The sequence below is a fragment of the Acinetobacter sp. ANC 4779 genome (assembly GCF_004331055.1).
Taxonomy (GTDB): domain Bacteria; phylum Pseudomonadota; class Gammaproteobacteria; order Pseudomonadales; family Moraxellaceae; genus Acinetobacter.
On the sequence record NZ_SJNU01000014.1, the window covers coordinates 23,377 to 43,239 of the forward strand.

The 19,863-nt window shown below is 42.6% G+C and carries 33 protein-coding genes and 1 pseudogene; 33 read left to right on the forward strand and 1 reads right to left on the reverse strand.

Features of this window, described 5'->3' with window-relative positions; genetic code table 11:
• Positions 1-167 precede the first annotated feature (167 nt).
• From rpsJ to E0H80_RS14620, 29 genes and pseudogenes are all read left to right on the forward strand, one after another.
• A complete protein-coding gene (gene rpsJ, locus E0H80_RS14480) occupies positions 168-479 on the forward strand; it encodes a 30S ribosomal protein S10 (RefSeq protein WP_000070912.1) in 312 nt (103 codons plus the stop codon).
• 60 nt (positions 480-539) lie between these two features.
• Entirely contained in the window at positions 540-1,178 is a 639-nt protein-coding gene (gene rplC, locus E0H80_RS14485; protein WP_131269174.1) for a 50S ribosomal protein L3, read from the forward strand.
• An 11-nt stretch (positions 1,179-1,189) separates the two neighbouring features.
• Positions 1,190-1,792, forward strand: coding sequence for a 50S ribosomal protein L4 (gene rplD / locus E0H80_RS14490; protein ID WP_131319110.1), 603 nt, complete (start codon positions 1,190-1,192; stop codon positions 1,790-1,792).
• Positions 1,789-2,109, forward strand: a complete 321-nt coding sequence (gene rplW, locus E0H80_RS14495; protein WP_067868573.1) for a 50S ribosomal protein L23 — start codon at positions 1,789-1,791, stop codon at positions 2,107-2,109. The genes rplD and rplW overlap by 4 nt, the downstream gene beginning before the upstream one ends.
• Positions 2,110-2,120: 11 nt before the next feature.
• The gene (gene rplB, locus E0H80_RS14500) at positions 2,121-2,945 is read left to right on the forward strand and encodes a 50S ribosomal protein L2 (protein ID WP_067868570.1); all 825 of its coding nucleotides are present in this window, start codon (positions 2,121-2,123) and stop codon (positions 2,943-2,945) included.
• Between the two features lie 19 nt (positions 2,946-2,964).
• On the forward strand, positions 2,965-3,240 hold the full coding sequence (rpsS, locus tag E0H80_RS14505; RefSeq protein WP_004281508.1) for a 30S ribosomal protein S19: 276 nt from the start codon (positions 2,965-2,967) through the stop codon (positions 3,238-3,240).
• Positions 3,241-3,249: 9 nt separating this feature from the next.
• Positions 3,250-3,579 carry a 50S ribosomal protein L22 gene (gene rplV / locus E0H80_RS14510; RefSeq protein WP_039619839.1) on the forward strand — a complete coding sequence of 110 codons (330 nt, stop codon included), beginning with the start codon at positions 3,250-3,252 and terminating at the stop codon, positions 3,577-3,579.
• A gap of 1 nt (position 3,580) precedes the next feature.
• Positions 3,581-4,397, forward strand: a pseudogene (gene rpsC / locus E0H80_RS14515) (30S ribosomal protein S3).
• A complete protein-coding gene (rplP, locus tag E0H80_RS14520) occupies positions 4,337-4,750 on the forward strand; it encodes a 50S ribosomal protein L16 (protein WP_067868565.1) in 414 nt (137 codons plus the stop codon). Before rpsC ends, rplP begins: the two are co-directional and overlap by 61 nt.
• Entirely contained in the window at positions 4,750-4,947 is a 198-nt protein-coding gene (gene rpmC / locus E0H80_RS14525) for a 50S ribosomal protein L29 (protein ID WP_005012982.1), read from the forward strand. The genes rplP and rpmC overlap by 1 nt, the downstream gene beginning before the upstream one ends.
• Entirely contained in the window at positions 4,944-5,201 is a 258-nt protein-coding gene (gene rpsQ, locus E0H80_RS14530) for a 30S ribosomal protein S17 (protein ID WP_131366920.1), read from the forward strand. Before rpmC ends, rpsQ begins: the two co-directional genes overlap by 4 nt.
• A 92-nt stretch (positions 5,202-5,293) precedes the next feature.
• Positions 5,294-5,662, forward strand: coding sequence for a 50S ribosomal protein L14 (gene rplN / locus E0H80_RS14535; protein WP_004650480.1), 369 nt, complete (start codon positions 5,294-5,296; stop codon positions 5,660-5,662).
• Between the two features lie 9 nt (positions 5,663-5,671).
• On the forward strand, positions 5,672-5,992 hold the full coding sequence (gene rplX / locus E0H80_RS14540; protein WP_067868562.1) for a 50S ribosomal protein L24: 321 nt from the start codon (positions 5,672-5,674) through the stop codon (positions 5,990-5,992).
• A gap of 16 nt (positions 5,993-6,008) precedes the next feature.
• On the forward strand, positions 6,009-6,545 hold the full coding sequence (gene rplE, locus E0H80_RS14545) for a 50S ribosomal protein L5 (RefSeq protein ID WP_067726643.1): 537 nt from the start codon (positions 6,009-6,011) through the stop codon (positions 6,543-6,545).
• A gap of 9 nt (positions 6,546-6,554) precedes the next feature.
• A complete protein-coding gene (gene rpsN / locus E0H80_RS14550) occupies positions 6,555-6,860 on the forward strand; it encodes a 30S ribosomal protein S14 (RefSeq protein WP_067868559.1) in 306 nt (101 codons plus the stop codon).
• 12 nt (positions 6,861-6,872) lie between these two features.
• Entirely contained in the window at positions 6,873-7,268 is a 396-nt protein-coding gene (gene rpsH, locus E0H80_RS14555; protein WP_067726639.1) for a 30S ribosomal protein S8, read from the forward strand.
• A gap of 13 nt (positions 7,269-7,281) precedes the next feature.
• The gene (gene rplF / locus E0H80_RS14560) at positions 7,282-7,815 is read left to right on the forward strand and encodes a 50S ribosomal protein L6 (protein ID WP_067868556.1); all 534 of its coding nucleotides are present in this window, start codon (positions 7,282-7,284) and stop codon (positions 7,813-7,815) included.
• Positions 7,816-7,829: 14 nt separating this feature from the next.
• Positions 7,830-8,180, forward strand: coding sequence for a 50S ribosomal protein L18 (gene rplR / locus E0H80_RS14565; protein ID WP_004281497.1), 351 nt, complete (start codon positions 7,830-7,832; stop codon positions 8,178-8,180).
• Positions 8,181-8,182: 2 nt separating this feature from the next.
• Positions 8,183-8,680, forward strand: coding sequence for a 30S ribosomal protein S5 (rpsE, locus tag E0H80_RS14570; protein WP_067726635.1), 498 nt, complete (start codon positions 8,183-8,185; stop codon positions 8,678-8,680).
• 6 nt (positions 8,681-8,686) lie between these two features.
• On the forward strand, positions 8,687-8,863 hold the full coding sequence (gene rpmD / locus E0H80_RS14575) for a 50S ribosomal protein L30 (protein WP_067726633.1): 177 nt from the start codon (positions 8,687-8,689) through the stop codon (positions 8,861-8,863).
• A 3-nt stretch (positions 8,864-8,866) separates the two neighbouring features.
• On the forward strand, positions 8,867-9,307 hold the full coding sequence (rplO, locus tag E0H80_RS14580; protein ID WP_067868554.1) for a 50S ribosomal protein L15: 441 nt from the start codon (positions 8,867-8,869) through the stop codon (positions 9,305-9,307).
• Positions 9,308-9,352: 45 nt separating this feature from the next.
• The gene (secY, locus tag E0H80_RS14585) at positions 9,353-10,672 is read left to right on the forward strand and encodes a preprotein translocase subunit SecY (protein ID WP_171255409.1); all 1,320 of its coding nucleotides are present in this window, start codon (positions 9,353-9,355) and stop codon (positions 10,670-10,672) included.
• Between the two features lie 19 nt (positions 10,673-10,691).
• Complete coding sequence (gene rpmJ / locus E0H80_RS14590) at positions 10,692-10,808, forward strand: 50S ribosomal protein L36 (RefSeq protein ID WP_000867907.1); 117 nt, start codon at positions 10,692-10,694, stop codon at positions 10,806-10,808.
• Between the two features lie 106 nt (positions 10,809-10,914).
• The gene (rpsM, locus tag E0H80_RS14595) at positions 10,915-11,271 is read left to right on the forward strand and encodes a 30S ribosomal protein S13 (RefSeq protein ID WP_053579520.1); all 357 of its coding nucleotides are present in this window, start codon (positions 10,915-10,917) and stop codon (positions 11,269-11,271) included.
• A 19-nt stretch (positions 11,272-11,290) separates the two neighbouring features.
• Positions 11,291-11,677 carry a 30S ribosomal protein S11 gene (gene rpsK / locus E0H80_RS14600; RefSeq protein WP_004281491.1) on the forward strand — a complete coding sequence of 129 codons (387 nt, stop codon included), beginning with the start codon at positions 11,291-11,293 and terminating at the stop codon, positions 11,675-11,677.
• Between the two features lie 12 nt (positions 11,678-11,689).
• Positions 11,690-12,316, forward strand: a complete 627-nt coding sequence (rpsD, locus tag E0H80_RS14605) for a 30S ribosomal protein S4 (protein ID WP_067868547.1) — start codon at positions 11,690-11,692, stop codon at positions 12,314-12,316.
• A gap of 18 nt (positions 12,317-12,334) precedes the next feature.
• Complete coding sequence (locus tag E0H80_RS14610) at positions 12,335-13,342, forward strand: DNA-directed RNA polymerase subunit alpha (RefSeq protein ID WP_067868544.1); 1,008 nt, start codon at positions 12,335-12,337, stop codon at positions 13,340-13,342.
• Between the two features lie 18 nt (positions 13,343-13,360).
• Positions 13,361-13,726 (forward strand): 50S ribosomal protein L17, encoded by a 366-nt coding sequence (rplQ, locus tag E0H80_RS14615; protein ID WP_067868541.1) that lies wholly within the window; start codon positions 13,361-13,363, stop codon positions 13,724-13,726.
• Positions 13,727-13,931: 205 nt separating this feature from the next.
• Positions 13,932-15,422 (forward strand): flavin-containing monooxygenase, encoded by a 1,491-nt coding sequence (locus E0H80_RS14620; protein ID WP_131366922.1) that lies wholly within the window; start codon positions 13,932-13,934, stop codon positions 15,420-15,422.
• A gap of 62 nt (positions 15,423-15,484) precedes the next feature.
• Here E0H80_RS14620 and E0H80_RS14625 read toward each other — a convergent pair whose 3' ends face one another.
• Entirely contained in the window at positions 15,485-16,657 is a 1,173-nt protein-coding gene (locus E0H80_RS14625) for an acyl-CoA dehydrogenase family protein (protein ID WP_131366924.1), read from the reverse strand.
• Positions 16,658-16,843: 186 nt separating this feature from the next.
• Here E0H80_RS14625 and E0H80_RS14630 point away from each other — a divergent pair, with 186 nt between their 5' ends.
• The 4 genes from E0H80_RS14630 (at position 16,844) to rrtA (ending at position 19,707) form a co-directional block, all read left to right on the forward strand.
• Complete coding sequence (locus E0H80_RS14630; protein ID WP_067868535.1) at positions 16,844-17,101, forward strand: succinate dehydrogenase assembly factor 2; 258 nt, start codon at positions 16,844-16,846, stop codon at positions 17,099-17,101.
• The gene (locus E0H80_RS14635) at positions 17,094-17,480 is read left to right on the forward strand and encodes a hypothetical protein (RefSeq protein ID WP_131366926.1); all 387 of its coding nucleotides are present in this window, start codon (positions 17,094-17,096) and stop codon (positions 17,478-17,480) included. Before E0H80_RS14630 ends, E0H80_RS14635 begins: the two co-directional genes overlap by 8 nt.
• A 517-nt stretch (positions 17,481-17,997) precedes the next feature.
• Positions 17,998-19,050, forward strand: a complete 1,053-nt coding sequence (locus E0H80_RS14640) for a hypothetical protein (protein WP_131366928.1) — start codon at positions 17,998-18,000, stop codon at positions 19,048-19,050.
• Positions 19,051-19,137: 87 nt separating this feature from the next.
• Positions 19,138-19,707 carry a rhombosortase gene (gene rrtA, locus E0H80_RS14645; RefSeq protein ID WP_131366930.1) on the forward strand — a complete coding sequence of 190 codons (570 nt, stop codon included), beginning with the start codon at positions 19,138-19,140 and terminating at the stop codon, positions 19,705-19,707.
• The last annotated feature ends 156 nt before the right edge of the window (positions 19,708-19,863 follow it).

The window sequence follows — 19,863 nt, forward strand, 5'->3', positions numbered from 1 at the left end:
TGAGCGGCCCTTTAATAAAAGGGGTTAACTACGAATAAAGTAGTTAATATCGTGACAGTCGTGGCATCGATCATGACCTTAGTGATTTTCACTGCCTTTGACACTTACCAATAGGGTGAGATGCGTCAGAGGTGATTCTTTATATTTTTGGCTTGGAGTTTACTGGTATGTCTAACCAGAGAATCCGTATCCGTTTGAAGTCTTTTGATCATCGTCTGATTGATCAATCTGCTCAAGAGATCGTAGAAACAGCAAAACGTACTGGCGCACAAGTTTGTGGTCCAATTCCGATGCCTACACGCATCGAACGTTTTAACGTTCTAACTTCACCGCACGTTAATAAAGACGCGCGTGACCAGTATGAAATCCGCACTTACAAGCGTTTGATCGATATCGTTCAACCAACAGACAAAACTGTTGATGCATTGATGAAATTGGATCTTGCAGCTGGTGTTGATGTTCAGATCGCATTGGGTTAAGGCTTTCGGGTTAATTAACGCTCTAAGTTAATTAAGCCGCTTTTTTAGAGGTTTATGCACATGGCTATTGGTTTAGTCGGTCGCAAGTGCGGTATGACACGTATCTTTACAGATGCTGGTGTTTCTGTACCTGTTACGGTGATTGAGGTTGATCCTAACCGCATCACTCAAATCAAAACGCTTGAAACTGATGGTTATCAAGCGATTCAAATCACTACTGGTGAACGTCGCGAATCTCGCGTAACTAACCCCCAGAAAGGTCACTTCGCTAAAGCGGGTGTTGCTGCTGGTCGTTTGGTTAAAGAATTCCGCGTTTCAGAAACTGAGCTTGAAGGTCGTGAAGTTGGCGGTACCATTGGTGTTGACTTATTTACTGTTGGTCAAGTAATTGACGTAACTGGTCAATCTAAAGGTAAAGGTTTCCAAGGTGGTGTTAAACGTTGGAACTTCCGTACTCAAGACGCTACTCACGGTAACTCATTGTCTCACCGTTCTTTAGGTGCTACTGGTCAAAATCAGACTCCTGGACGCGTGTTTAAAGGCAAGAAAATGGCCGGTCACATGGGTGATGAACGCGTAACAGTACAGGGTCTTGAAGTTGTATCTATCGACATGGAACGTTCAATTCTTGTTGTTAAAGGTGCAATCCCTGGTTCAACTGGTGGCGACGTTATCGTTCGTCCAACGATCAAGGCCTGAGGGGAAATATTGTGAATTTAAATACTGTTTCCGGCTCTGCTGTTGAATTGTCTGAAGTTGCTTTCGGACGTGAGTTTAACGAAGCTCTTGTACACCAAGTTGTTACAGCTTATTTAGCTGGTGGTCGTCAAGGTTCTAAAGCTCAAAAATCACGTGGCGACGTATCTGGCGGTGGTAAAAAACCATTCCGTCAAAAAGGTACTGGTCGTGCGCGTGCTGGCTCTATTCGTAGCCCAATCTGGGTTGGTGGTGGTAAAACTTTTGCTGCTCGTCCACAAGATTGGTCTCAAAAAGTTAACCGTAAAATGTACCGCGGTGCTATGCAATGCATCTTAGCTGAACTTGTTCGTCAAGATCGCTTGGTATTGGTTGAAGAGTTTACTGTTGAAGCTCCTAAAACTAAAGAATTGCTTGCTAAACTTAACGACTTAAATGCTGTTCGCGCATTAATCGTTACGGATGCTGTAGATGAGAATCTATATCTTGCTGCACGTAACATTCCGCATGTAGATGTGGTTGATGCTGCTGCAATTGATCCTGTTAGCTTGATCGCGTTCGACAAAGTTGTTATGTCTGTAGCTGCTGCTAAGAAAATTGAGGTAGAACTCGGATGAACAACGAACGTATCTATCAAGTCCTACAAGGACCTGTATTCTCAGAAAAAGCGCAAGTTCTAGGTGAAGCTGCTGGTGTTCAAGTTTTTAAAGTTGCTATTAACGCAACTAAACTTGAAATCAAAAAAGCAGTGGAACAACTCTTTGGTGTTCAAGTTGTTAAAGTTAACACGACGATCACTAAAGGTAAGACTAAACGCTTTGGTAAAACATTAGGACGCCGTTCTGATGTTAAAAAAGCATACGTCACCCTGAAAGCTGGCCAAGATGTTCAGATGGCTGACTTGGGCGATACCGCTGAAAGCGCAGCGGAATAAGGACGAGAATTATGCCTATTCAAAAATGTAAGCCAACGTCACCAGGACGTCGCTTTGTAGAGAAAGTCGTTCACGACCATCTTCACAAAGGCGCGCCTTATGCACCGTTGATTGAAGCTAAAAAACGTACTGGTGGTCGTAATAATAACGGTCACATTACGACTCGTCACATTGGTGGCGGTCATAAACAGCACTACCGTTTAGTTGACTTTAAACGTAACAAAGACGGTATCCCTGCTACTGTAGAGCGTATCGAATACGATCCTAACCGTACTGCACACATTGCTTTAGTTTTGTATGCTGATGGTGAACGTCGTTATATCATTGCTCCTAAAGGTTTGCGTGCTGGTGATAAAGTACAATCTGGTAACGATGCTCCAATTCGTCCAGGTAACTGCTTGCCACTTCGTAACATGCCTATCGGTTCTACTCTTCACAACATCGAACTTAAAATCGGTAAAGGCGCGCAATTAGCTCGTTCAGCTGGTACTTCTGTTCAGTTGTTGGGTCGTGACGGTTCTTACGCAATTGTTCGTCTACGTTCTGGCGAAATGCGTAAAATTCACGTTGAATGCCGTGCTGTACTTGGTGAAGTTTCTAACCAAGAAAGCAACCTTCGTTCACTCGGTAAAGCGGGTGCTTCACGCTGGCGTGGCGTTCGTCCTACCGTACGTGGTATGGCTATGAACCCAGTTGATCACCCACATGGTGGTGGTGAAGGGCGTAATAAAGGTATTCAACCTGTAAGCCCATGGGGTCAAAAAGCTAAGGGGTACAAAACACGTACCAACAAGCGTACGACTAAGATGATCATTCGCGACCGTCGCGTTAAGTAACAAGTAAAGGAATCTGACAATGCCTCGTTCTCTGAAAAAAGGCCCATTCGTCGATGCGCACTTGTTCGCTAAGGTTGAAGCGGCTATCGCGGCTAATAACCGTAAGCCGATCAAAACTTGGTCGCGTCGTTCGATGATACTCCCAGATTTTGTTGGTTTAACAATTTCTGTTCATAATGGTCGTAACCATGTTCCGGTAATCGTATCTGAACATATGGTTGGTCATAAACTCGGTGAATTCGCGCCAACTCGTACCTATCGTGGTCACGGTGTTGACAAGAAATCTAAACGTTAAGGTGCTATGATGGAAGTTACTGCTAAATTACGCGGTGCCGCTATCTCGGCACAAAAAGCACGTTTGGTTGCAGATTTGATTCGTGGCAAATCTATTGCTCACGCTTTAAACATCTTGAACTTCAGCAATAAAAAAGCTGCAGTTTTAGTGAAAAAAGCGTTGGAATCTGCAGTTGCAAACGCTGAACATAATAACAGTTTAGATGTAGACGACCTTAAAGTTGCTACGATTTACGTTGATGAAGGTGTGAGCCTTAAACGTATTATGCCACGTGCTAAAGGCCGTGCAGATCGTATCACTAAGCGTACTTGTCACATCACCGTTAAGGTAGGGGTTTGATATGGGTCAGAAGGTTCATCCAATCGGTATCCGCCTAGGTGTTGTGAAACGTCATAACGCTAACTGGTATGCGAGTCCGAAACAATACGCTGAATATTTGCTTAAAGATCTTCAAGTTCGTGAGTTTTTAAATAAAAAACTTAAAAACGCGATGATCAGCAAAATTCTTATCGAACGTCCTACAGGCGCTGCTAAAATTACCATTAGCACTGCTCGTCCAGGTATCGTTATCGGTAAAAAAGGCGAAGATATTGAGAAATTACAACGCGAATTAACATCTATTATGGGTGTTCCTGCGCAAGTAAGCATCAACGAAATCGATCGCCCAGATTTAGACGCTCGTTTGGTTGCTGAAGCTATCGCTTCTCAACTAGAAAAACGTGTAATGTTCCGTCGTGCTATGAAGCGTGCGGTTCAAAACTCTATGCGTGCTGGTGCTAAAGGTATCAAAGTTGAAGTTTCTGGTCGTTTAGGTGGTGCAGAGATTGCCCGTACTGAATGGTATCGTGAAGGTCGTGTACCTTTGCATACACTTCGTGCTGACATCGACTACTCATCTGTACGTGCTGAAACTACTTACGGTACGATTGGTGTTAAAGTTTGGGTATTCCGTGGCGAGATCTTAGGTGGCATGAAACAAGTCATGAACCCTGCTCCTGCTGAAGAACGTCCAGCTAAACGCGGTCGCGGTCGTGGTGAAGGTCAAGAGCGTCGTGGTCGTCGCAATGATCGTTCTGCTGAAAAAGGAGAATAATCCATGTTGCAACCTAAACGTACTAAGTTCCGCAAGGTACAAAAAGGCCGTAACACTGGTCTAGCGCATCGTGGTAGCACTGTATCATTCGGTACTATTGGGCTTAAATCTCTCGAGCGTGGTCAAATGACTGCTCGTCAAATTGAAGCTGCGCGTCGTACAATTAGCCGTCGTGTAAAACGTGGTGGTAAGATCTTTATCCGTGTTTTCCCAGACAAACCAATTACTGAAAAACCATTAGAAGTTCGTATGGGTAAAGGTAAAGGTTCTGTGGAATACTGGGTTTGCCAAATCAAACCAGGTAAGATCTTGTACGAAATGGATGGTGTTAGCGAAGAATTGGCACGTGAAGCGTTTACGCTTGCAGCTGCTAAGCTTCCGTTTAAAACCACTATCGTTACTAAGACGGTGATGTAATGAAAACTAATGATCTACGTGAAAAGTCGGTAGAAGAGTTGACAGCTTTGCTTGATGAGCAACAGCTTAACCAATTCCGTCTTCGTATGGCTAAGGCAACTGGTCAATTGGGTAAATCGCATGAAGTTGCGCTTACTCGTAAGACTATTGCTCGTATTAAGACACTCCTTACCGAAAAACAGGGGAACGGACAATGAGTGAACAAACAGTTCGCACGTTAACCGGCAAAGTCGTAAGCGACAAAATGGACAAGTCTATTGTTGTGCTTATTGAACGCCGCGTTCAACACCCGTTGTATGGCAAATCAATCCGCCGTTCAACTAAATTACACGCTCATGATGAGAACAATGTTGCTAAAACCGGCGACTTGGTAACCATTAAAGAAAGCCGCCCAATTTCTAAAACTAAAGCTTGGGCTTTAGTGGCAGTTATTGAAGCAGCTGCTGAGTAATTAGACGTTCTTGTTGCATCATCGGTTAATTTCGAGTACTCTTTGAGCCTTTCGAAATTGTAACCGGTGATGCTCGGTTTTGGAGTAGGGCAATGATTCAAACCGAAAGTATGCTCGACGTAGCAGACAACAGTGGTGCTCGCCGCGTACAATGTATTAAAGTACTAGGTGGTTCACACCGTCGTTATGCTTCTGTTGGCGATATTATTAAAGTTACTGTAAAAGAAGCTATTCCTCGCGGTCGTGTTAAAAAAGGCGACGTGATGAATGCTGTAGTTGTACGTACGAAATTCGGTGTACGTCGTCCGGATGGTTCTATCATCCGTTTTGATGACAATGCTGCTGTGATTTTGAACAACAACAAAGCGCCGATTGCAACTCGTATTTTCGGACCAGTGACTCGTGAACTTCGTACTGAACAGTTCATGAAAATCATTTCATTGGCTCCTGAAGTTCTATAAGAGGCACTCATGGCTAAGATTAAAAAAGGCGATCAAATTATTGTGATCGCAGGTAAAGAAAAAGGCAATCAGGGAACTGTTCTGTCTGTTTCAAATGACCGCGTTAAGGTTGAAGGCCTTAACTTGGTTAAGAAGCATCAAAAGCCGAACCGAGCTACTGGTGTTGAAGGCAGCATCGTAACTCAGGAAGCGACGCTTCATATCTCAAACGTGGCAGTTTTTAATGCTACAACCCAAAAGGCTGACCGTGTTGGTTACCAATTTGATGCTGAAGGCGTGAAAACTCGCGTATTCAAATCAAATGGTGAATCAGTGGCGGTAGCGAAGTAATAGGTTGATATAGGCCATGGCCAGACTTAAAACACGTTACAACGAAGAACTTAAAGCTCAATTGTTAGAAACATTGGGCGTTAAGAATGTGATGGAAATTCCACGCATTACAAAAATTACCATCAACATGGGTGTTGGTGCTGCATCAGCTGACAAGAAATTGTTAGATGGCGCTCTTTCTGATATGCAAGCAATTGCTGGTCAAAAACCAGTACTTACTTTAGCTCGCAAATCTATCGCTGGTTTTAAAATCCGTGATGGTTGGCCGATTGGTTGTAAAGTTACTTTACGCGGCGAACGTATGTACGAATTCTTAGACCGTTTGATCTCTATTGCGATCCCTCGTATCCGTGACTTTCGTGGTTTTTCTGCGAAATCATTTGACGGTCGTGGGAACTACTCAATGGGTTTGAAGGAACAGATCATGTTCCCTGAAATCGATTTTGATAAGATTGATCGTATTCGTGGTATGGATATTACCGTTACTACGACTGCTCGCACCGATGACGAAGGCCGTGCGCTATTGCGTGCATTCGGCTTCCCGTTTAAATAAGAGGTCGATATGGCTAAGAAAGGTATGATTAATCGCGAATTGAAACGCGAAAAAACTGTTGCTAAATACGCTGCAAAACGTGCTGAATTAAAAGCTGTTATTGCAAACGTAAATGCATCAGATGAAGAACGTTTCGAAGCGATGATGAAATTTCAGGCATTACCACGTAATGCGTCTCCAGTACGTCTTCGTAACCGTTGTGGTTTAACTGGTCGTCCTCATGGTTACTTCCGTAAGTTCGGCTTAAGCCGTAACAAATTACGTGAAACTGTCATGCAAGGTGATGTACCGGGCATGGTTAAGGCAAGCTGGTAAGGAGCGACTATAATGAGTATGCAAGATACCGTTGCCGACATGTTAACCCGTGTTCGTAACGCACAAATGGCTAAGAAACAAACTGTTTCTATGCCTAACTCTAAGTTGAAGGTTGCTATTGCTAACGTTCTTCAACAAGAGGGTTACATTTCTAACGTAGAAGTTGCTGATGCTGAAGGCAAAGCAACTTTAACAATTACGTTAAAATATTTTGAAGGCAAACCAGTTATCGAAACTGTGAAACGCGTAAGCCGTCCAGGTCTACGTCAGTATCGCGGTAAAGATGCACTTCCGAGCGTTAAGCAAGGTTTAGGTATTGCAATTGTTTCTACAAGCAAAGGCATCATGACTGATCGCGCAGCACGTTCTGCTGGTATCGGTGGTGAAGTTATTGCTTTTGTTTCTTAATAGGTGAATCCTCATGTCTCGTGTGGCTAAAGCCCCAGTAACTGTGCCTAACGGCGTTACAGTTACTCAGAACGGCCGGCAGGTCGAAGTGAAAGGCAATAAAGGTACATTGTCTTTCAACCTGCATGCGCTGGTCGAGCTAAAACAGGAAGAAGGTCAGCTTCATATTGCTCCAGTTAAAGAATCTAAAGATTCTTGGATGCAAGCTGGTACAGCTCGCGCTGTTCTTAACAACCTTGTGAAAGGTGTTAACGAAGGCTTCGAACGTAAGTTACAACTAATCGGTGTTGGTTATAAAGCTGCGGTTAAAGGTGACGTTGTTCATCTTAACCTAGGTTTTTCACACCCTATCGATTATAAACTTCCTGAAGGTGTGACTGCTGAAACTCCAACTGCTACTGAAATCGTTTTGAAATCAGCAAGCAAACATATGTTGGGTCAAGTAGCTGCAGATATCCGTTCATATCGTGAGCCAGAGCCTTATAAAGGTAAAGGTGTTCGTTATTCGGATGAAGTTGTTCTTCGTAAAGAAGCTAAGAAGAAATAGGGCGCGAGGTTCTTATGAACGAAAAGAAACAATCCCGTTTGCGTCGTGCGAAAAGCACACGCTTGCACATCCGTGCATTGGGTGCGACTCGCTTGTGTGTAAACCGCACTCCGCGTCACATCTATGCTCAAGTTATTTCAGCAGATGGTGGCAAAGTTTTAGCGCAAGCTTCAACTTTAGATGCTACTTTACGTGCTGGCACAACTGGTAACGTTGAAGCAGCTCAGAAAGTAGGTGCTTTAATCGCAGAACGTGCTAAAGCAGCTGGTGTAACAAAAGTTGCATTTGACCGTTCTGGTTTTAAATATCATGGTCGTATCAAAGCCTTGGCTGATGCTGCTCGTGAAAACGGCTTGGAGTTCTAATCATGGCTAAAGTTGAACAAAACGAAGGTCTTGTTGAAAAGCTGGTTGCCGTTGATCGTGTAGCCAAAGTTGTTAAGGGTGGTCGTATCTTCTCTTTCACAGCATTAACTGTTGTGGGTGATGGTAATGGTCGCGTAGGTTTTGGTCGTGGTAAAGCACGTGAAGTTCCAGCTGCTATTTCTAAAGCACTTGAAGCTGCACGTCGCAACATGATTACTGTTGATCTTGTTAACGGTACTGTACAACACCCTATTAATGCTCGTCACGGTGCAAGCCGCGTTTACATGCAACCTGCTTCTGAAGGTACTGGTGTAATTGCTGGTGGTGCTATGCGTGCAGTTCTAGAAGCTGTTGGCGTACATAACGTATTGACGAAATGCTATGGTTCTACAAATGCTGCTAACGTAGTTAACGCAACTTTTAAAGGTTTGCGTGATATGACTTCTCCTGAGAAAGTCGCTGCGAAACGTGGTTTATCTGTAGCACAAATTCAAGGGTAATCAATCATGAAAACGATTAAAGTTACCCAGACTAAATCTTCATCGCATCGCTTGAAAAATCACAAGCTTAGCCTTCAAGGTTTAGGTCTGCGTCGTATTGGTCATACAGTAGAAGTTGTTGATACTCCTTCTAACCGCGGTATGATCAACCAAGTCTACTATATGGTTAGTGTAGAGGAGTAAACCATGACTCTGCGTTTAAATACAATTGCACCTGCAGAAGGTGCTAAACGTGACAACCTTCGTGTAGGCCGTGGTATCGGTTCTGGCGTTGGTAAGACTGGTGGCCGTGGTGTCAAAGGTCAGAACTCACGTAAGAGCGGTGGTACTCGTCCAGGATTTGAAGGTGGTCAAACTGCGTTATATCGTCGTTTGCCTAAATTCGGTTTTACTAGCCAACTCGCTTTAAAAACTGCTGAAGTACGTTTATCAGAGCTTGCTAAAGTTGAAGGTGATATTGTTTCACTTGAAACTTTAAAAGCAGCGAATGTTGTACGTAGAGATATGACTCGTGCTCGTATCGTACTTTCTGGTGATATTACTCGTGCATTCACTATTCAAGGTGTTGCATTGACTAAAGGCGCTAAAGCTGCTGTTGAAGCTGCTGGCGGCAAAGTCGAGGAGTAATCGCTAGTGTCTATGTCTCCTAGTTCTTCAGGTCATGTTAACATGATGAAAGGGCAGCCGTTTCATGTGAAATATCGTGAAATTATTCGCCGAATGATGTTCCTTATTGGTGCATTAATGGTCTTTCGACTAGGAGCACATATTCCAGTACCAGGCATTAATAATGCTGCACTCGAAAATTTGTTTAATGCAAACCAAGGTACGATCCTTGGTTTGTTTAACATGTTTTCAGGTGGTGCATTAGAGCGGATGTCAATTCTTGCTTTAGGGATCATGCCGTACATTTCTGCTTCAATTATTGTGCAGTTAATGTCTACGGTTATTCCTTCGCTGGAAGCTTTAAAGAAAGAAGGCGAGCAAGGTAAGCGTAAGATTAATCAATATACGCGACAAGGTACATTGTTGCTTGCACTTGTGCAGTCTGTAGGGATGTGTGCAGGACTTATTAGTCAAGGGATCACTTTGACTGGAGGCCTAGCTTTTTATATTCCTGCTGTCACTTCACTGGTCGCGGGTACGATGTTCTTGATGTGGTTGGGTGAGCAAATTACTGAACGTGGAGTTGGGAATGGTATTTCCATGATCATCTTTGCGGGTATTGTTGCTGGATTGCCTAATTTAGTTATGCAATCTTTATCATCAGTAGATAATGGTCAAACAAGTCTTATTGGCTTGGCAATCTTTGGTTTGTTATCTATAGGTGTATTGGCAGCTATTGTGTTTATTGAAAAAGCACAACGTCGCATACCAGTCAATTACGCTCAAAAACAACAAGGTCGTCGTGTATTTACTGCACAGCAGACACATTTGCCATTAAAAATTAATATGGCGGGTGTGATTCCGGCAATTTTTGCCAGTTCATTGCTTTTGTTCCCAGCGAGCTTAGGTCAATGGGTGGGTAGTGCTGATCCTAGTGCAAATATTATCAAGCGTAGCCTACAAGATTTGGCACTCGTATTGTCGCCTGGACAGCCGTTGTATTTGGTGCTCTTTGGTGCGTTAATTATCTTTTTCTGTTACTTCTATACTGCGCTAGTCTTTAGCCCTAAAGAAGTGTCAGAGAACTTGAAACGCAGCGGAGCTTATGTGCCTGGTATTCGTCCAGGTGAGCAAACTGCTCGTTACTTAGATCATATTCTCAATCGTTTGACCTTTATTGGCGCGATTTATATCACAGTGATTTGTTTAATGCCGATGGTATTACAGAGCTCATTTGGTATTCCATTCTCTTTGGGTGGTACCTCTTTGCTGATCGTTGTGGTAGTCGTGATGGACTTTATGGCTCAGCTACAAGCACATCTCACCTCGCATCAATACGATAATCAAACGTTAATGAGAAAAACGACTGCTCATCCTAAGGGATAAGCGCACTTGAGGTTTCATCATGAAAGTACAAGCTTCTGTTAAAAAAATTTGTGGTAGCTGTAAAGTTATCCGTCGTAATGGGGTTATCCGCGTGATTTGTAGCGCAGAACCTCGTCATAAACAGCGTCAAGGTTAATCTGATCTAGACCTGTTGATTTCAGTAGGCGAATTGGGTTAATATCCGCCCCTCAAGGTTTTTGTCGGGCGGTTGATTATCTCTACTGCCTTTTTGGAGAAAGTGAATGGCTCGTATTGCCGGTGTAAACATTCCGGATAACAAGCATGCTGTTATCTCCCTCACGTATATCTTTGGTATCGGCCGCCACACTGCTAAGAACATCTTAGCTGCTGTTGGTATTCCAACTACTACTAAGATCCGTGAATTGGATGATGCTCAGCTTGATGCGATTCGTGCAGAAATTACCAAGGTTCCGACCGAAGGTGATTTACGTCGCGAAATTTCCATGAACATTAAACGTTTAATGGATTTAGGCTGCTATCGTGGTCTTCGTCATCGTCGCAGCTTGCCTGTCCGTGGACAACGCACCAAAACTAACGCACGTACCCGTAAAGGTCCGCGCAAACCTATTAAGAAATAAGATTTCTGGAAGCTAAAAGATGGCTAAAGATACTCGCGCACGCAAGAAGGTCACCCGTACCGTCTCTGAAGGTGTTGCACACATTCACGCTTCTTTTAATAACACCATTGTTACTATTACCGATCGTCAAGGTAATGCATTGGCTTGGGCCACTTCAGGTGGACAAGGCTTCCGTGGATCACGTAAATCAACTCCGTTTGCTGCTCAGGTAGCTGCTGAAGTTGCTGGTAAAGCTGCTTTAGATTACGGTTTGAAAAACTTGGACGTCCTTGTAAAAGGTCCTGGTCCTGGTCGTGAATCTGCGGTTCGTGCTTTAGGTGCAGTGGGTTATAAAATTAACAGCATTACCGATGTGACGCCAATCCCGCACAACGGTTGTCGTCCACCTAAAAAACGTCGCGTGTAAGGAGAAACATTCATGGCTCGTTATATTGGTCCAAAATGCAAACTCTCTCGCCGCGAAGGGACAGACCTGCAACTTAAATCAGGCGTTAAACCGTTTGATGTTAAGACAAAAAAACATGCGAAAGCTCCTGGCCAACACGGTGGAGCTCGTGGTAGTAAACAATCTGAGTACTCACTACAATTACGTGAAAAACAAAAAGTACGTCGTACGTATGGTGTGTTAGAACGTCAATTTAGTAATTACTATAAAGAAGCTGCTCGTGTTAAAGGCGCAACAGGTGAAAACTTGTTGAAATTGCTAGAAAGCCGTATTGATAACGTCGTTTATCGCATGGGTTTTGGTTCTACACGTGCAGAAGCTCGTCAGCTTGTATCTCATCGTTCAATCACTTTAAATGGTCGTCGCGTTAACATCGCTTCAATCCAAGTTAAAGCGGGCGACGTGGTTGCAGTTCACGAAGGTGCTAAACAACAATTGCGTATTAAAGGCGCAATCGAGTTAGCTACTCAACGTGGTATGCCTTCTTGGATGGAAGTTGACCATTCTAAGTTGGAAGGTACGTTTAAAGCTGCACCGGATCGTTCTGATTTACCTGCTGAAATCAATGAAAGCTTGATTGTAGAATTGTATTCTAAATAATCCCTTGAGGTAGCAATAATGACGCGTACTGCAAATGAGTTTCTAACTCCGCAAGCGATCAAGGTCGAAGCGGCTAGCGGGACCTCGGCAAAAGTGATTCTAGAACCCTTAGAGCGTGGCTTTGGTCATACTTTGGGTAATGCTTTACGTCGTATCCTTCTTTCTTCTTTACCTGGCGCTGCTGTGGTTGAAGTTGAAATAGAAGGGGTTGAGCACGAGTACAGTACCTTGGAAGGCTTGCAGCAGGACATCGTCGAGCTCTTGCTGAACCTAAAAGGATTGTCGATTAAGCTGTTCGATCAAAACGAAGCATATTTGACATTAGAAAAACAAGGTCCTGGCGACGTAACAGCCGCTGATCTTCGTTTACCTCATAATGTTGAAGTGGTAAACCCTGAGCATTTGATTGGCACGTTAAGTGCTTCAGGCTCATTAAAAATGCGCCTGAAAGTTTCTCAAGGCCGTGGTTATGAGACTTCTGACTCACGCTTCCCAGAAGGCGAAACTCGCCCAGTGGGTCGTTTACAGTTAGATGCTTCTTATAGCCCGATCAAACGCGTGTCTTACACAGTTGAAAATGCTCGTGTAGAACAACGTACTGACCTTGATAAATTGATCATTGATCTTGAAACCAATGGTACAGTTGATCCGGAAGAAGCAATCCGCAAAGCGGCAACAATCTTGCAACAACAAATTGCAATCTTTGTTGATCTTCAGAAAGATCAAGCTCCTGTTGCTCAAGAGCCTCGCGAAGAAGTGGATCCAATCTTGCTTCGTCCAGTAGATGATCTAGAGCTTACTGTTCGTTCTGCTAACTGTTTGAAAGCAGAAAATATTTACTACATCGGTGACTTGGTTCAACGTACTGAAGTTGAGTTGTTAAAAACTCCTAACTTAGGTAAAAAATCGTTAACTGAAATCAAAGATGTTCTGGCATCGAAAAGCTTGCAATTGGGTATGCGTTTAGAGAACTGGCCACCGGCTAGCCTCCGCATGGACGATCGCTTTGCTTATCGTAGCCGTTAATTAAGTAGGACTATCACCATGCGTCATCGTAATAGTGGTGTGAAATTAGGCCGTACAAGCAGTCATCGTAAAGCGATGTTCCAAAACATGGCTAATTCTTTGTTCGAACATGAGTTAATTAAAACTACTGTTCCTAAAGCAAAAGAATTACGTCGTGTTGCTGAGCCTTTAATCACTTTATCTAAAGTCGATTCTGTAGCAAACCGTCGTTTGGCGTTTGCTCGTACTCGTTCAGCTGCAACTGTAGGTAAATTATTTACAGTTCTTGGCCCTCGTTACAAAGAACGTAACGGCGGCTATCTACGTGTTCTTAAAGCGGGCTTCCGTGCAGGTGATGCTGCACCGATGGCTTACGTTGAGCTAGTAGATCGCGAAGTTAAATAATTTCGCAAAAAAGAACTTCAGTTGTTCGAAAAAAGACCGGTGTTTCACCGGTCTTTTTTTATGCCTGATGTTTTTTCATTGTTAGACAATTTTAGATTTTGTCCTGAAATGATATATTTTTTGTCAAATTTATTTAAACTTGACATTGTGTATTGTCAAATTTATGGTTTAATAAAATAAAGTTCAACAAGGTCATAAAAAGAACATGGAAAAGCACATTGATATTTTGATTGTGGGTGCAGGTATTTCAGGTATTGGTCTGGCTGCACATCTTTCGAAGAATTGTCCACAACGTCAATTTGATATTATTGAACGGCGCGAAAGTTTTGGCGGGACGTGGGATTTGTTCAAATATCCCGGGATTCGTTCGGACTCTGATATGTCGACCTTTGGCTTTAATTTTAAGCCGTGGCAAAAGGCCAATGTTCTTGCAGAGGGAGCCTCTATTAAAGGTTACTTATCTGAAGTCGTTGATGAATATAATTTAAAAAATAAAATTCATTTTAAGCACCGCGTATTATCTGCGAATTATGATTCCTGCCTCAGTAAGTGGGTGGTACAAATTGAAGATGGCAATCAAAAACAACACACCTGGATGGCCAACTTTGTATTAGGCTGCACTGGTTATTATAACTATGACCATGGTTTCCAGCCGAATTTTCCAAACCAAGCCGAATTTAAAGGTCAGCTCATTCATCCGCAACATTGGCCAGAAAATTTCGATTATAAAGATAAAAAAGTGGTGATTATTGGCAGTGGTGCAACTGCCATCACACTGGTACCTGCAATGGCAAAAGGTGGGGCGGCGCATGTCACCATGTTGCAACGCTCACCGACCTATATTGCTTCTATTCCATCGGTTGATTTTGTCTATGACAAAATGCGCAAAGTCCTGCCTGAAGATTTAGCTTATAAACTGACCCGAGCCCGAAATATTGGAATGCAACGTGGTATTTATGCGCTTGCTCAAAAGCAGCCGAAATTGCTGCGTAGATTATTACTCAAATCAATCGAGATGCAGCTCAAGGGCAAAGTGGATATGAAGCACTTTACCCCAAGCTATAACCCTTGGGATCAACGTCTTTGTGTGGTGCCGGATGGAGATTTATTCAAAGTTTTACGCTCAGGTAAAGCAAGTGTGGAAACGGATCAAATTGAAAAATTTACTGAAAATGGGATTCAGCTGAAATCAGGTCAACATTTGGATGCGGACATTATTGTCTCTGCGACAGGCCTGGAAATTCAAATTTTAGGCGGTATTAAAGCCACCATCGATGGCAAGCCGATGGATACTTCTAAACATATGTTGTATCAAGGAATTATGGTCAGCGATGTGCCGAATATGGCGATGATTATTGGTTATATCAACGCATCCTGGACGCTTAAAGTGGATATTGCTGCCGAGTATATTTGTCGTCTGATTAACTATATGGATAAGAATGGTTATGACCAAGTGACCGCTCAAGGAGATCAGACTGAATTGATGGAAGACACCGTCATGGGTAGCTTATCTTCAGGTTATATCGCACGTGCAGCGGATGTGATGCCGAAACAGGGCAAACATGCGCCTTGGAACGTGACCAATAATTATCTGGCTGATCGAAAAGTGCTAAAAAATGCGAGATTTGATGATAGCGTACTTAAATTTCAAAAGCGTGATGCACAGGTTTCCACTAAGCCTAAATTAGTGTCTTAATTTAAAGAGTATATAAAAAAGGAGCTTTAGCTCCTTTTTTAATTTATTTGGGTTGAGTTAATCTAGAGGGAACGGGAGATTAATTCTTTCATGATCTCGTTGGTGCCTGCATAGATCCGGTTGGCACGGTTATCTATATAGGCTCGTGCAATCGGATATTCCATCATGTAGCCATAGCCGCCATGCAATTGCAGACATTCATCAACCACTTTGGAGAAGATCTCGGAAATTTTGTATTTCGCAGCGGCAGCTGCATCAATGCCAAGTTTCTCTTCAAGCTGTAATTCCATGCAGCGATCTAAATAAGCCCGACAGAAATCAATTTCTGTACGCAATTCGGCCAGCTTAAAACGCGTATTTTGAAAAGCACTGATCGGTTTGCCAAAAGCTTGACGCTCTTTGGTGTATTTTACAGTATGCGCGAATGCAGCTTCTGCGCCAGCTTGGCAAATGATCGCAACCAGCATGCGTTCCCAGGCCAACTCTTTCATCAGCATCATAAAACCCATGCCTTCCATACCGAGCAGATTTTCTTTAGGTACGCGGACATTATCGAAGAACAATTCACAGGTATCTTGTCCTTTCATGCCAATCTTGTTGAGCGGCTTTCCTTTACTAAAACCTGCCCGATCCGCCTCAACCATCAGCAAAGATAAATTGGCTGAACCTTTATCTGCACTGCCGGTTTTGCAGACCACAATGGCCATATCGCATAAATAGCCATTGGTGATAAAGATTTTTGAACCATTAATCACATAATCTTCACCATCCAGTACCGCAGTAGTACGTACTGCTTGCAGGTCTGATCCTGTTCCCGGTTCAGTCATGGCAATAGCGGTAACGACGTCTCCGGTTGCCATTTTCGGTAACCATTTTGATTTTTGGCTTTCATTGCCGAAATTATTTAAGTAGTTGGCAACAATATCCGAATGCAGAGAAAAGCCGGTAGAGGAATCCATGGCATAAGCCTGTTCCTCAATCAGAATCATGCTGTAAAGACGATCCACGCCAGAACCGCCATATTCTTCCGGCATGGTGGCGCAGAGCAGCCCGATTGCACCGGCTTTGTTCCATAAATCCCGGTCGACATGCTGTTGCTGCTCATATTTTTCTATATTTGGAACCACTTCTTTTTCATAAAACTTACGTACGGTTTCACGAAATGCCTCATGCTCTGCTGTGAATAAATTGCGCGCTAACATATTGGCTAGGGGGCGGATTGCAGCTGATTGCATTTTTATTCTGTCCATTTTCAAATTCATTGTTATATACAAAGTAAAAGATCTATCAGCAGGCAGCAATGTGCTGAATGCTCAAATATTTGAAGTAAATGATGAATTTGGTCAATTGAAGCAAATGAGTCGAAACATACGACACTGATAGGGTAAACTAGCAAAAATTTGACACTAGTGGGGAATGCTATGAGCGAAGAAATGAGCTTGGAAGAACGTAAAGTAATTTATCGTGCCCGTCGTGGTTTAAAAGAAATTGATGTGTACTTTGATCCCTACGTAAAAAATTATTATTTGAAGGCCGATGCTGCGGAAAAAGAAGTGTTTGCAGAGCTAGTGGCACAAGAAGATCCAGATTTGCTGGATTGGTTTATGGAAGTGTCTGAACCCCCACGTCCTGAAATGAAAGATTTGATTGTTAAGTTGAAACATTACATCCATGGCTAATCGATCTTTTCAACTGAAACGCAGCCGCTTGGCCTTTGTGTTTCAGTTGATTATTTTTACCCTGATCATTGTCTTTTTGCAGCAACTGTTGTCGCCATGGCTATGGTTGCTTTTTGTTCTGCTGGGTGTGCTGGCTTATGCTTATGGGTTAAAAGCACCGCAACCCATGTGTTTTGAATATTTAGATGAGCGAGAATGGTCACTCACAAGTGTCAAGTCTGAACAGATTAAACGCGTTTCGATTAGTCATATTATTGATCATCAACTTTATATTGTGGTTTATTTCCAGCATTTTCAGGAAAAACCGTTACTGATTTGGATTGATCAATTGCCGTTAAAACAATGGAAAGCATTAAAGAAATTGGCTAAATTGATTTGATTGTTAGACAATTGAATCTTTAAAATTATAATTAAAATATTAATAATCAAATATATGAAAACTTTCAACTGGTCTTTGTAAGACAGGTTGAATATAAAGTTAAGAAATATGCTTATTGTCAGACAACATTTCTTGTTAATTATTTGCGCTAAATGTACATTAAATCTACCAACAGCTATTGAGGAAATCATGATGGTGATTCCAACTTGGATGTTTCTGGTGGTAGCGATTGTTTTGGCAATTGTTATTGGACGACTAGGAACTGTGCTGAAGGATCGATTTGCACAACATGAAAGCCGTTAGGCTTTTACCCCTTAATAAGTAGCATGTGTCGAACCGTCGCAATGCTACTTTTTTTTGCCCAAAAATTATAACTTCATTGAATCCAGTCAATTTTCCCAACTTCATTTCATGGCAAAGTAGCTAATCTGATTAGAGTAAATGCTCTTTTATTCAGATTTCGCATCTGATATGTTTAGTTGCTATGGACATAAACACAATTATAGAGGACAGGAAAATGTCGAGAGTCCAAAAAATATGCCAGGGTATGGCAGTTATTGCAGTTGCAAGTTCTTTATTATCAGGTTGTTCTCATGTGGTTAAATCAGGGGCAAATATTGCACTCGGTTTTAGTGAGAAACATATTGTACCGCCTATTTTAGCGATGGATGATGCTGATATGGCGTGTAATTCGGGGAGTGCATTGACCCCTGCCATTATGTCAACCAAGGATATGGGTGCAGATCCGACCCGTATTGCCGTACTTTTATATGCTTCATCTGGAATCTGCGCTGAAAATCAGGCGCTCGAAGCAGAATTGCGCTATTTACGTGCCTCTAAAGCGGGGCAGGTTTCAGAAGCCCAAGATGCGCGTATACAACAAAAACGCTGGGCGGCGATTGCTGCGCAACGTCAATACGCAGGTTATCAGCTTCTGGAAAGTCGTTGGGAGGCAAAATATAACAAGAAACTGGGCGACGGTTGCCCGAAAATGAAGAGTGATCTGGATCAAACCGTTTATTTGATGGGGATGATTAGCGGTTTGCAAGCCATGACCAATGACATTAATTCTGGTGGTGCAATTAATGTTCCGAAAGATATTGCTGCAGTGGTTGAACGTGGCATGGAATGTATAGACAATGCCAAATTCTGGGGTGCGCCAAATGCAGCACGTGCTGTGATTTGGACACTATTGCCCGGTGCCGGTGATGGCAAACCTGATCCATATCAAACCTTAAAAGAATCAGTGCAATTGGGTGAACAAAAAGGGGTACGTCTATCCCATGCCTTATATGCTGTTGCTGCGCAAGCCAGTGGTGATGATGCCAAAATTCGTGAGGCACTCAAAACATTTGCCGCTTCACGTTCAGAAGAAAAACCTGTGAATCCACAGTTTAAGCTGGTGGATAGCATGGCGAAGAATATGGTACAGGGTATTTCAGACCGATACTGGACTGAACATACCGGTATTCGTACCAGCGATGATGGTATGCAGCGCTTCTGGGATGATCAAGATAACAGCGCAGAACTCGATGATTTATTTAACGAAGATGTAACTGCTACATCCTAAGCTGAGTTCGGTTAAAAGAGGATTTTCATTGACCTGAATGGCTGATTTTAATCTTGGATAAGTCATTTTTAAACAGAGGGCATGCCAATGAAAGACCAATTTCTCATGCAGAAAATTGTTTTTATTGCAATCGTAATGTCAGTTTCGGCATGCCTTCAAGTTTTTGCGGATTCATTTATCTATTGGCAAGCAAGCCTATTTCAGGAATTTTGGCGATTATGGACGGCGCATTGGGTTCATGTGGGCTGGATTCATTATGTGCTGAATATGGTGGCTTTTGCTTGTTTACCCTTCATTTTCCCAAGGGTTAGAATTTGGCATTTTGTTGCCTTACTGCTGTTATTGCCCTTATTTATTAGTCTTTGTTTCTACTATTTATTTCCTGATATTGAAGCTTATGCAGGCCTCTCCGGGGTATTGCATGGTGCCTATGTCACGGTTGCATGCGTACATTTGTTGTATAAAAAAGAACGAAATTTCGCAGCATTTGTCTTGTTTCTTATTCTGGCCAAACTGATTTGGGAAAATACTATCGGCAGTGTAGGGACGGCTAAACTGATTGGCAGTCCGGTCTTGGTTGAGGCACATTTATTAGGGGTGATTGGGGGAGTGATTATCGCGATGTTATATATTTTATGGGATTATTTCTTTGAATAATGATCATATTGACATTTAAAACATAAAAGAAAATGCATATTGTCATTTTTATTAATACAGAATTGATGCAAATTTGTTCATAACAATAAAGAGATTGAATAGCGAAAGGATATTTTCTATTCAGAAAAGGAAAGTTGGCATTGCTGAAGCTGTGGT

What these genes read in the sequence shown, in the direction of transcription:
- rpsJ (WP_000070912.1), top strand. Translation starts at nt 168, where the DNA reads ATGTCTAACCAGAGAATCCGTATCCGTTTGAAGTCTTTTGATCATCGT.
- rplC (WP_131269174.1), top strand. Translation starts at nt 540, where the DNA reads ATGGCTATTGGTTTAGTCGGTCGCAAGTGCGGTATGACACGTATCTTT.
- rplW (WP_067868573.1), top strand. Translation starts at nt 1,789, where the DNA reads ATGAACAACGAACGTATCTATCAAGTCCTACAAGGACCTGTATTCTCA.
- rplB (WP_067868570.1), top strand. Translation starts at nt 2,121, where the DNA reads ATGCCTATTCAAAAATGTAAGCCAACGTCACCAGGACGTCGCTTTGTA.
- rpsS (WP_004281508.1), top strand. Translation starts at nt 2,965, where the DNA reads ATGCCTCGTTCTCTGAAAAAAGGCCCATTCGTCGATGCGCACTTGTTC.
- rplV (WP_039619839.1), top strand. Translation starts at nt 3,250, where the DNA reads ATGGAAGTTACTGCTAAATTACGCGGTGCCGCTATCTCGGCACAAAAA.
- rplP (WP_067868565.1), top strand. Translation starts at nt 4,337, where the DNA reads ATGTTGCAACCTAAACGTACTAAGTTCCGCAAGGTACAAAAAGGCCGT.
- rpmC (WP_005012982.1), top strand. Translation starts at nt 4,750, where the DNA reads ATGAAAACTAATGATCTACGTGAAAAGTCGGTAGAAGAGTTGACAGCT.
- rpsQ (WP_131366920.1), top strand. Translation starts at nt 4,944, where the DNA reads ATGAGTGAACAAACAGTTCGCACGTTAACCGGCAAAGTCGTAAGCGAC.
- rplN (WP_004650480.1), top strand. Translation starts at nt 5,294, where the DNA reads ATGATTCAAACCGAAAGTATGCTCGACGTAGCAGACAACAGTGGTGCT.
- rplX (WP_067868562.1), top strand. Translation starts at nt 5,672, where the DNA reads ATGGCTAAGATTAAAAAAGGCGATCAAATTATTGTGATCGCAGGTAAA.
- rplE (WP_067726643.1), top strand. Translation starts at nt 6,009, where the DNA reads ATGGCCAGACTTAAAACACGTTACAACGAAGAACTTAAAGCTCAATTG.
- rpsN (WP_067868559.1), top strand. Translation starts at nt 6,555, where the DNA reads ATGGCTAAGAAAGGTATGATTAATCGCGAATTGAAACGCGAAAAAACT.
- rpsH (WP_067726639.1), top strand. Translation starts at nt 6,873, where the DNA reads ATGAGTATGCAAGATACCGTTGCCGACATGTTAACCCGTGTTCGTAAC.
- rplF (WP_067868556.1), top strand. Translation starts at nt 7,282, where the DNA reads ATGTCTCGTGTGGCTAAAGCCCCAGTAACTGTGCCTAACGGCGTTACA.
- rplR (WP_004281497.1), top strand. Translation starts at nt 7,830, where the DNA reads ATGAACGAAAAGAAACAATCCCGTTTGCGTCGTGCGAAAAGCACACGC.
- rpsE (WP_067726635.1), top strand. Translation starts at nt 8,183, where the DNA reads ATGGCTAAAGTTGAACAAAACGAAGGTCTTGTTGAAAAGCTGGTTGCC.
- rpmD (WP_067726633.1), top strand. Translation starts at nt 8,687, where the DNA reads ATGAAAACGATTAAAGTTACCCAGACTAAATCTTCATCGCATCGCTTG.
- rplO (WP_067868554.1), top strand. Translation starts at nt 8,867, where the DNA reads ATGACTCTGCGTTTAAATACAATTGCACCTGCAGAAGGTGCTAAACGT.
- secY (WP_171255409.1), top strand. Translation starts at nt 9,353, where the DNA reads ATGAAAGGGCAGCCGTTTCATGTGAAATATCGTGAAATTATTCGCCGA.
- rpmJ (WP_000867907.1), top strand. Translation starts at nt 10,692, where the DNA reads ATGAAAGTACAAGCTTCTGTTAAAAAAATTTGTGGTAGCTGTAAAGTT.
- rpsM (WP_053579520.1), top strand. Translation starts at nt 10,915, where the DNA reads ATGGCTCGTATTGCCGGTGTAAACATTCCGGATAACAAGCATGCTGTT.
- rpsK (WP_004281491.1), top strand. Translation starts at nt 11,291, where the DNA reads ATGGCTAAAGATACTCGCGCACGCAAGAAGGTCACCCGTACCGTCTCT.
- rpsD (WP_067868547.1), top strand. Translation starts at nt 11,690, where the DNA reads ATGGCTCGTTATATTGGTCCAAAATGCAAACTCTCTCGCCGCGAAGGG.
- E0H80_RS14610 (WP_067868544.1), top strand. Translation starts at nt 12,335, where the DNA reads ATGACGCGTACTGCAAATGAGTTTCTAACTCCGCAAGCGATCAAGGTC.
- rplQ (WP_067868541.1), top strand. Translation starts at nt 13,361, where the DNA reads ATGCGTCATCGTAATAGTGGTGTGAAATTAGGCCGTACAAGCAGTCAT.
- E0H80_RS14620 (WP_131366922.1), top strand. Translation starts at nt 13,932, where the DNA reads ATGGAAAAGCACATTGATATTTTGATTGTGGGTGCAGGTATTTCAGGT.
- E0H80_RS14625 (WP_131366924.1), bottom strand. Translation starts at nt 16,657, where the DNA reads ATGCAATCAGCTGCAATCCGCCCCCTAGCCAATATGTTAGCGCGCAAT.
- E0H80_RS14630 (WP_067868535.1), top strand. Translation starts at nt 16,844, where the DNA reads ATGAGCGAAGAAATGAGCTTGGAAGAACGTAAAGTAATTTATCGTGCC.
- E0H80_RS14635 (WP_131366926.1), top strand. Translation starts at nt 17,094, where the DNA reads ATGGCTAATCGATCTTTTCAACTGAAACGCAGCCGCTTGGCCTTTGTG.
- E0H80_RS14640 (WP_131366928.1), top strand. Translation starts at nt 17,998, where the DNA reads ATGTCGAGAGTCCAAAAAATATGCCAGGGTATGGCAGTTATTGCAGTT.
- rrtA (WP_131366930.1), top strand. Translation starts at nt 19,138, where the DNA reads ATGAAAGACCAATTTCTCATGCAGAAAATTGTTTTTATTGCAATCGTA.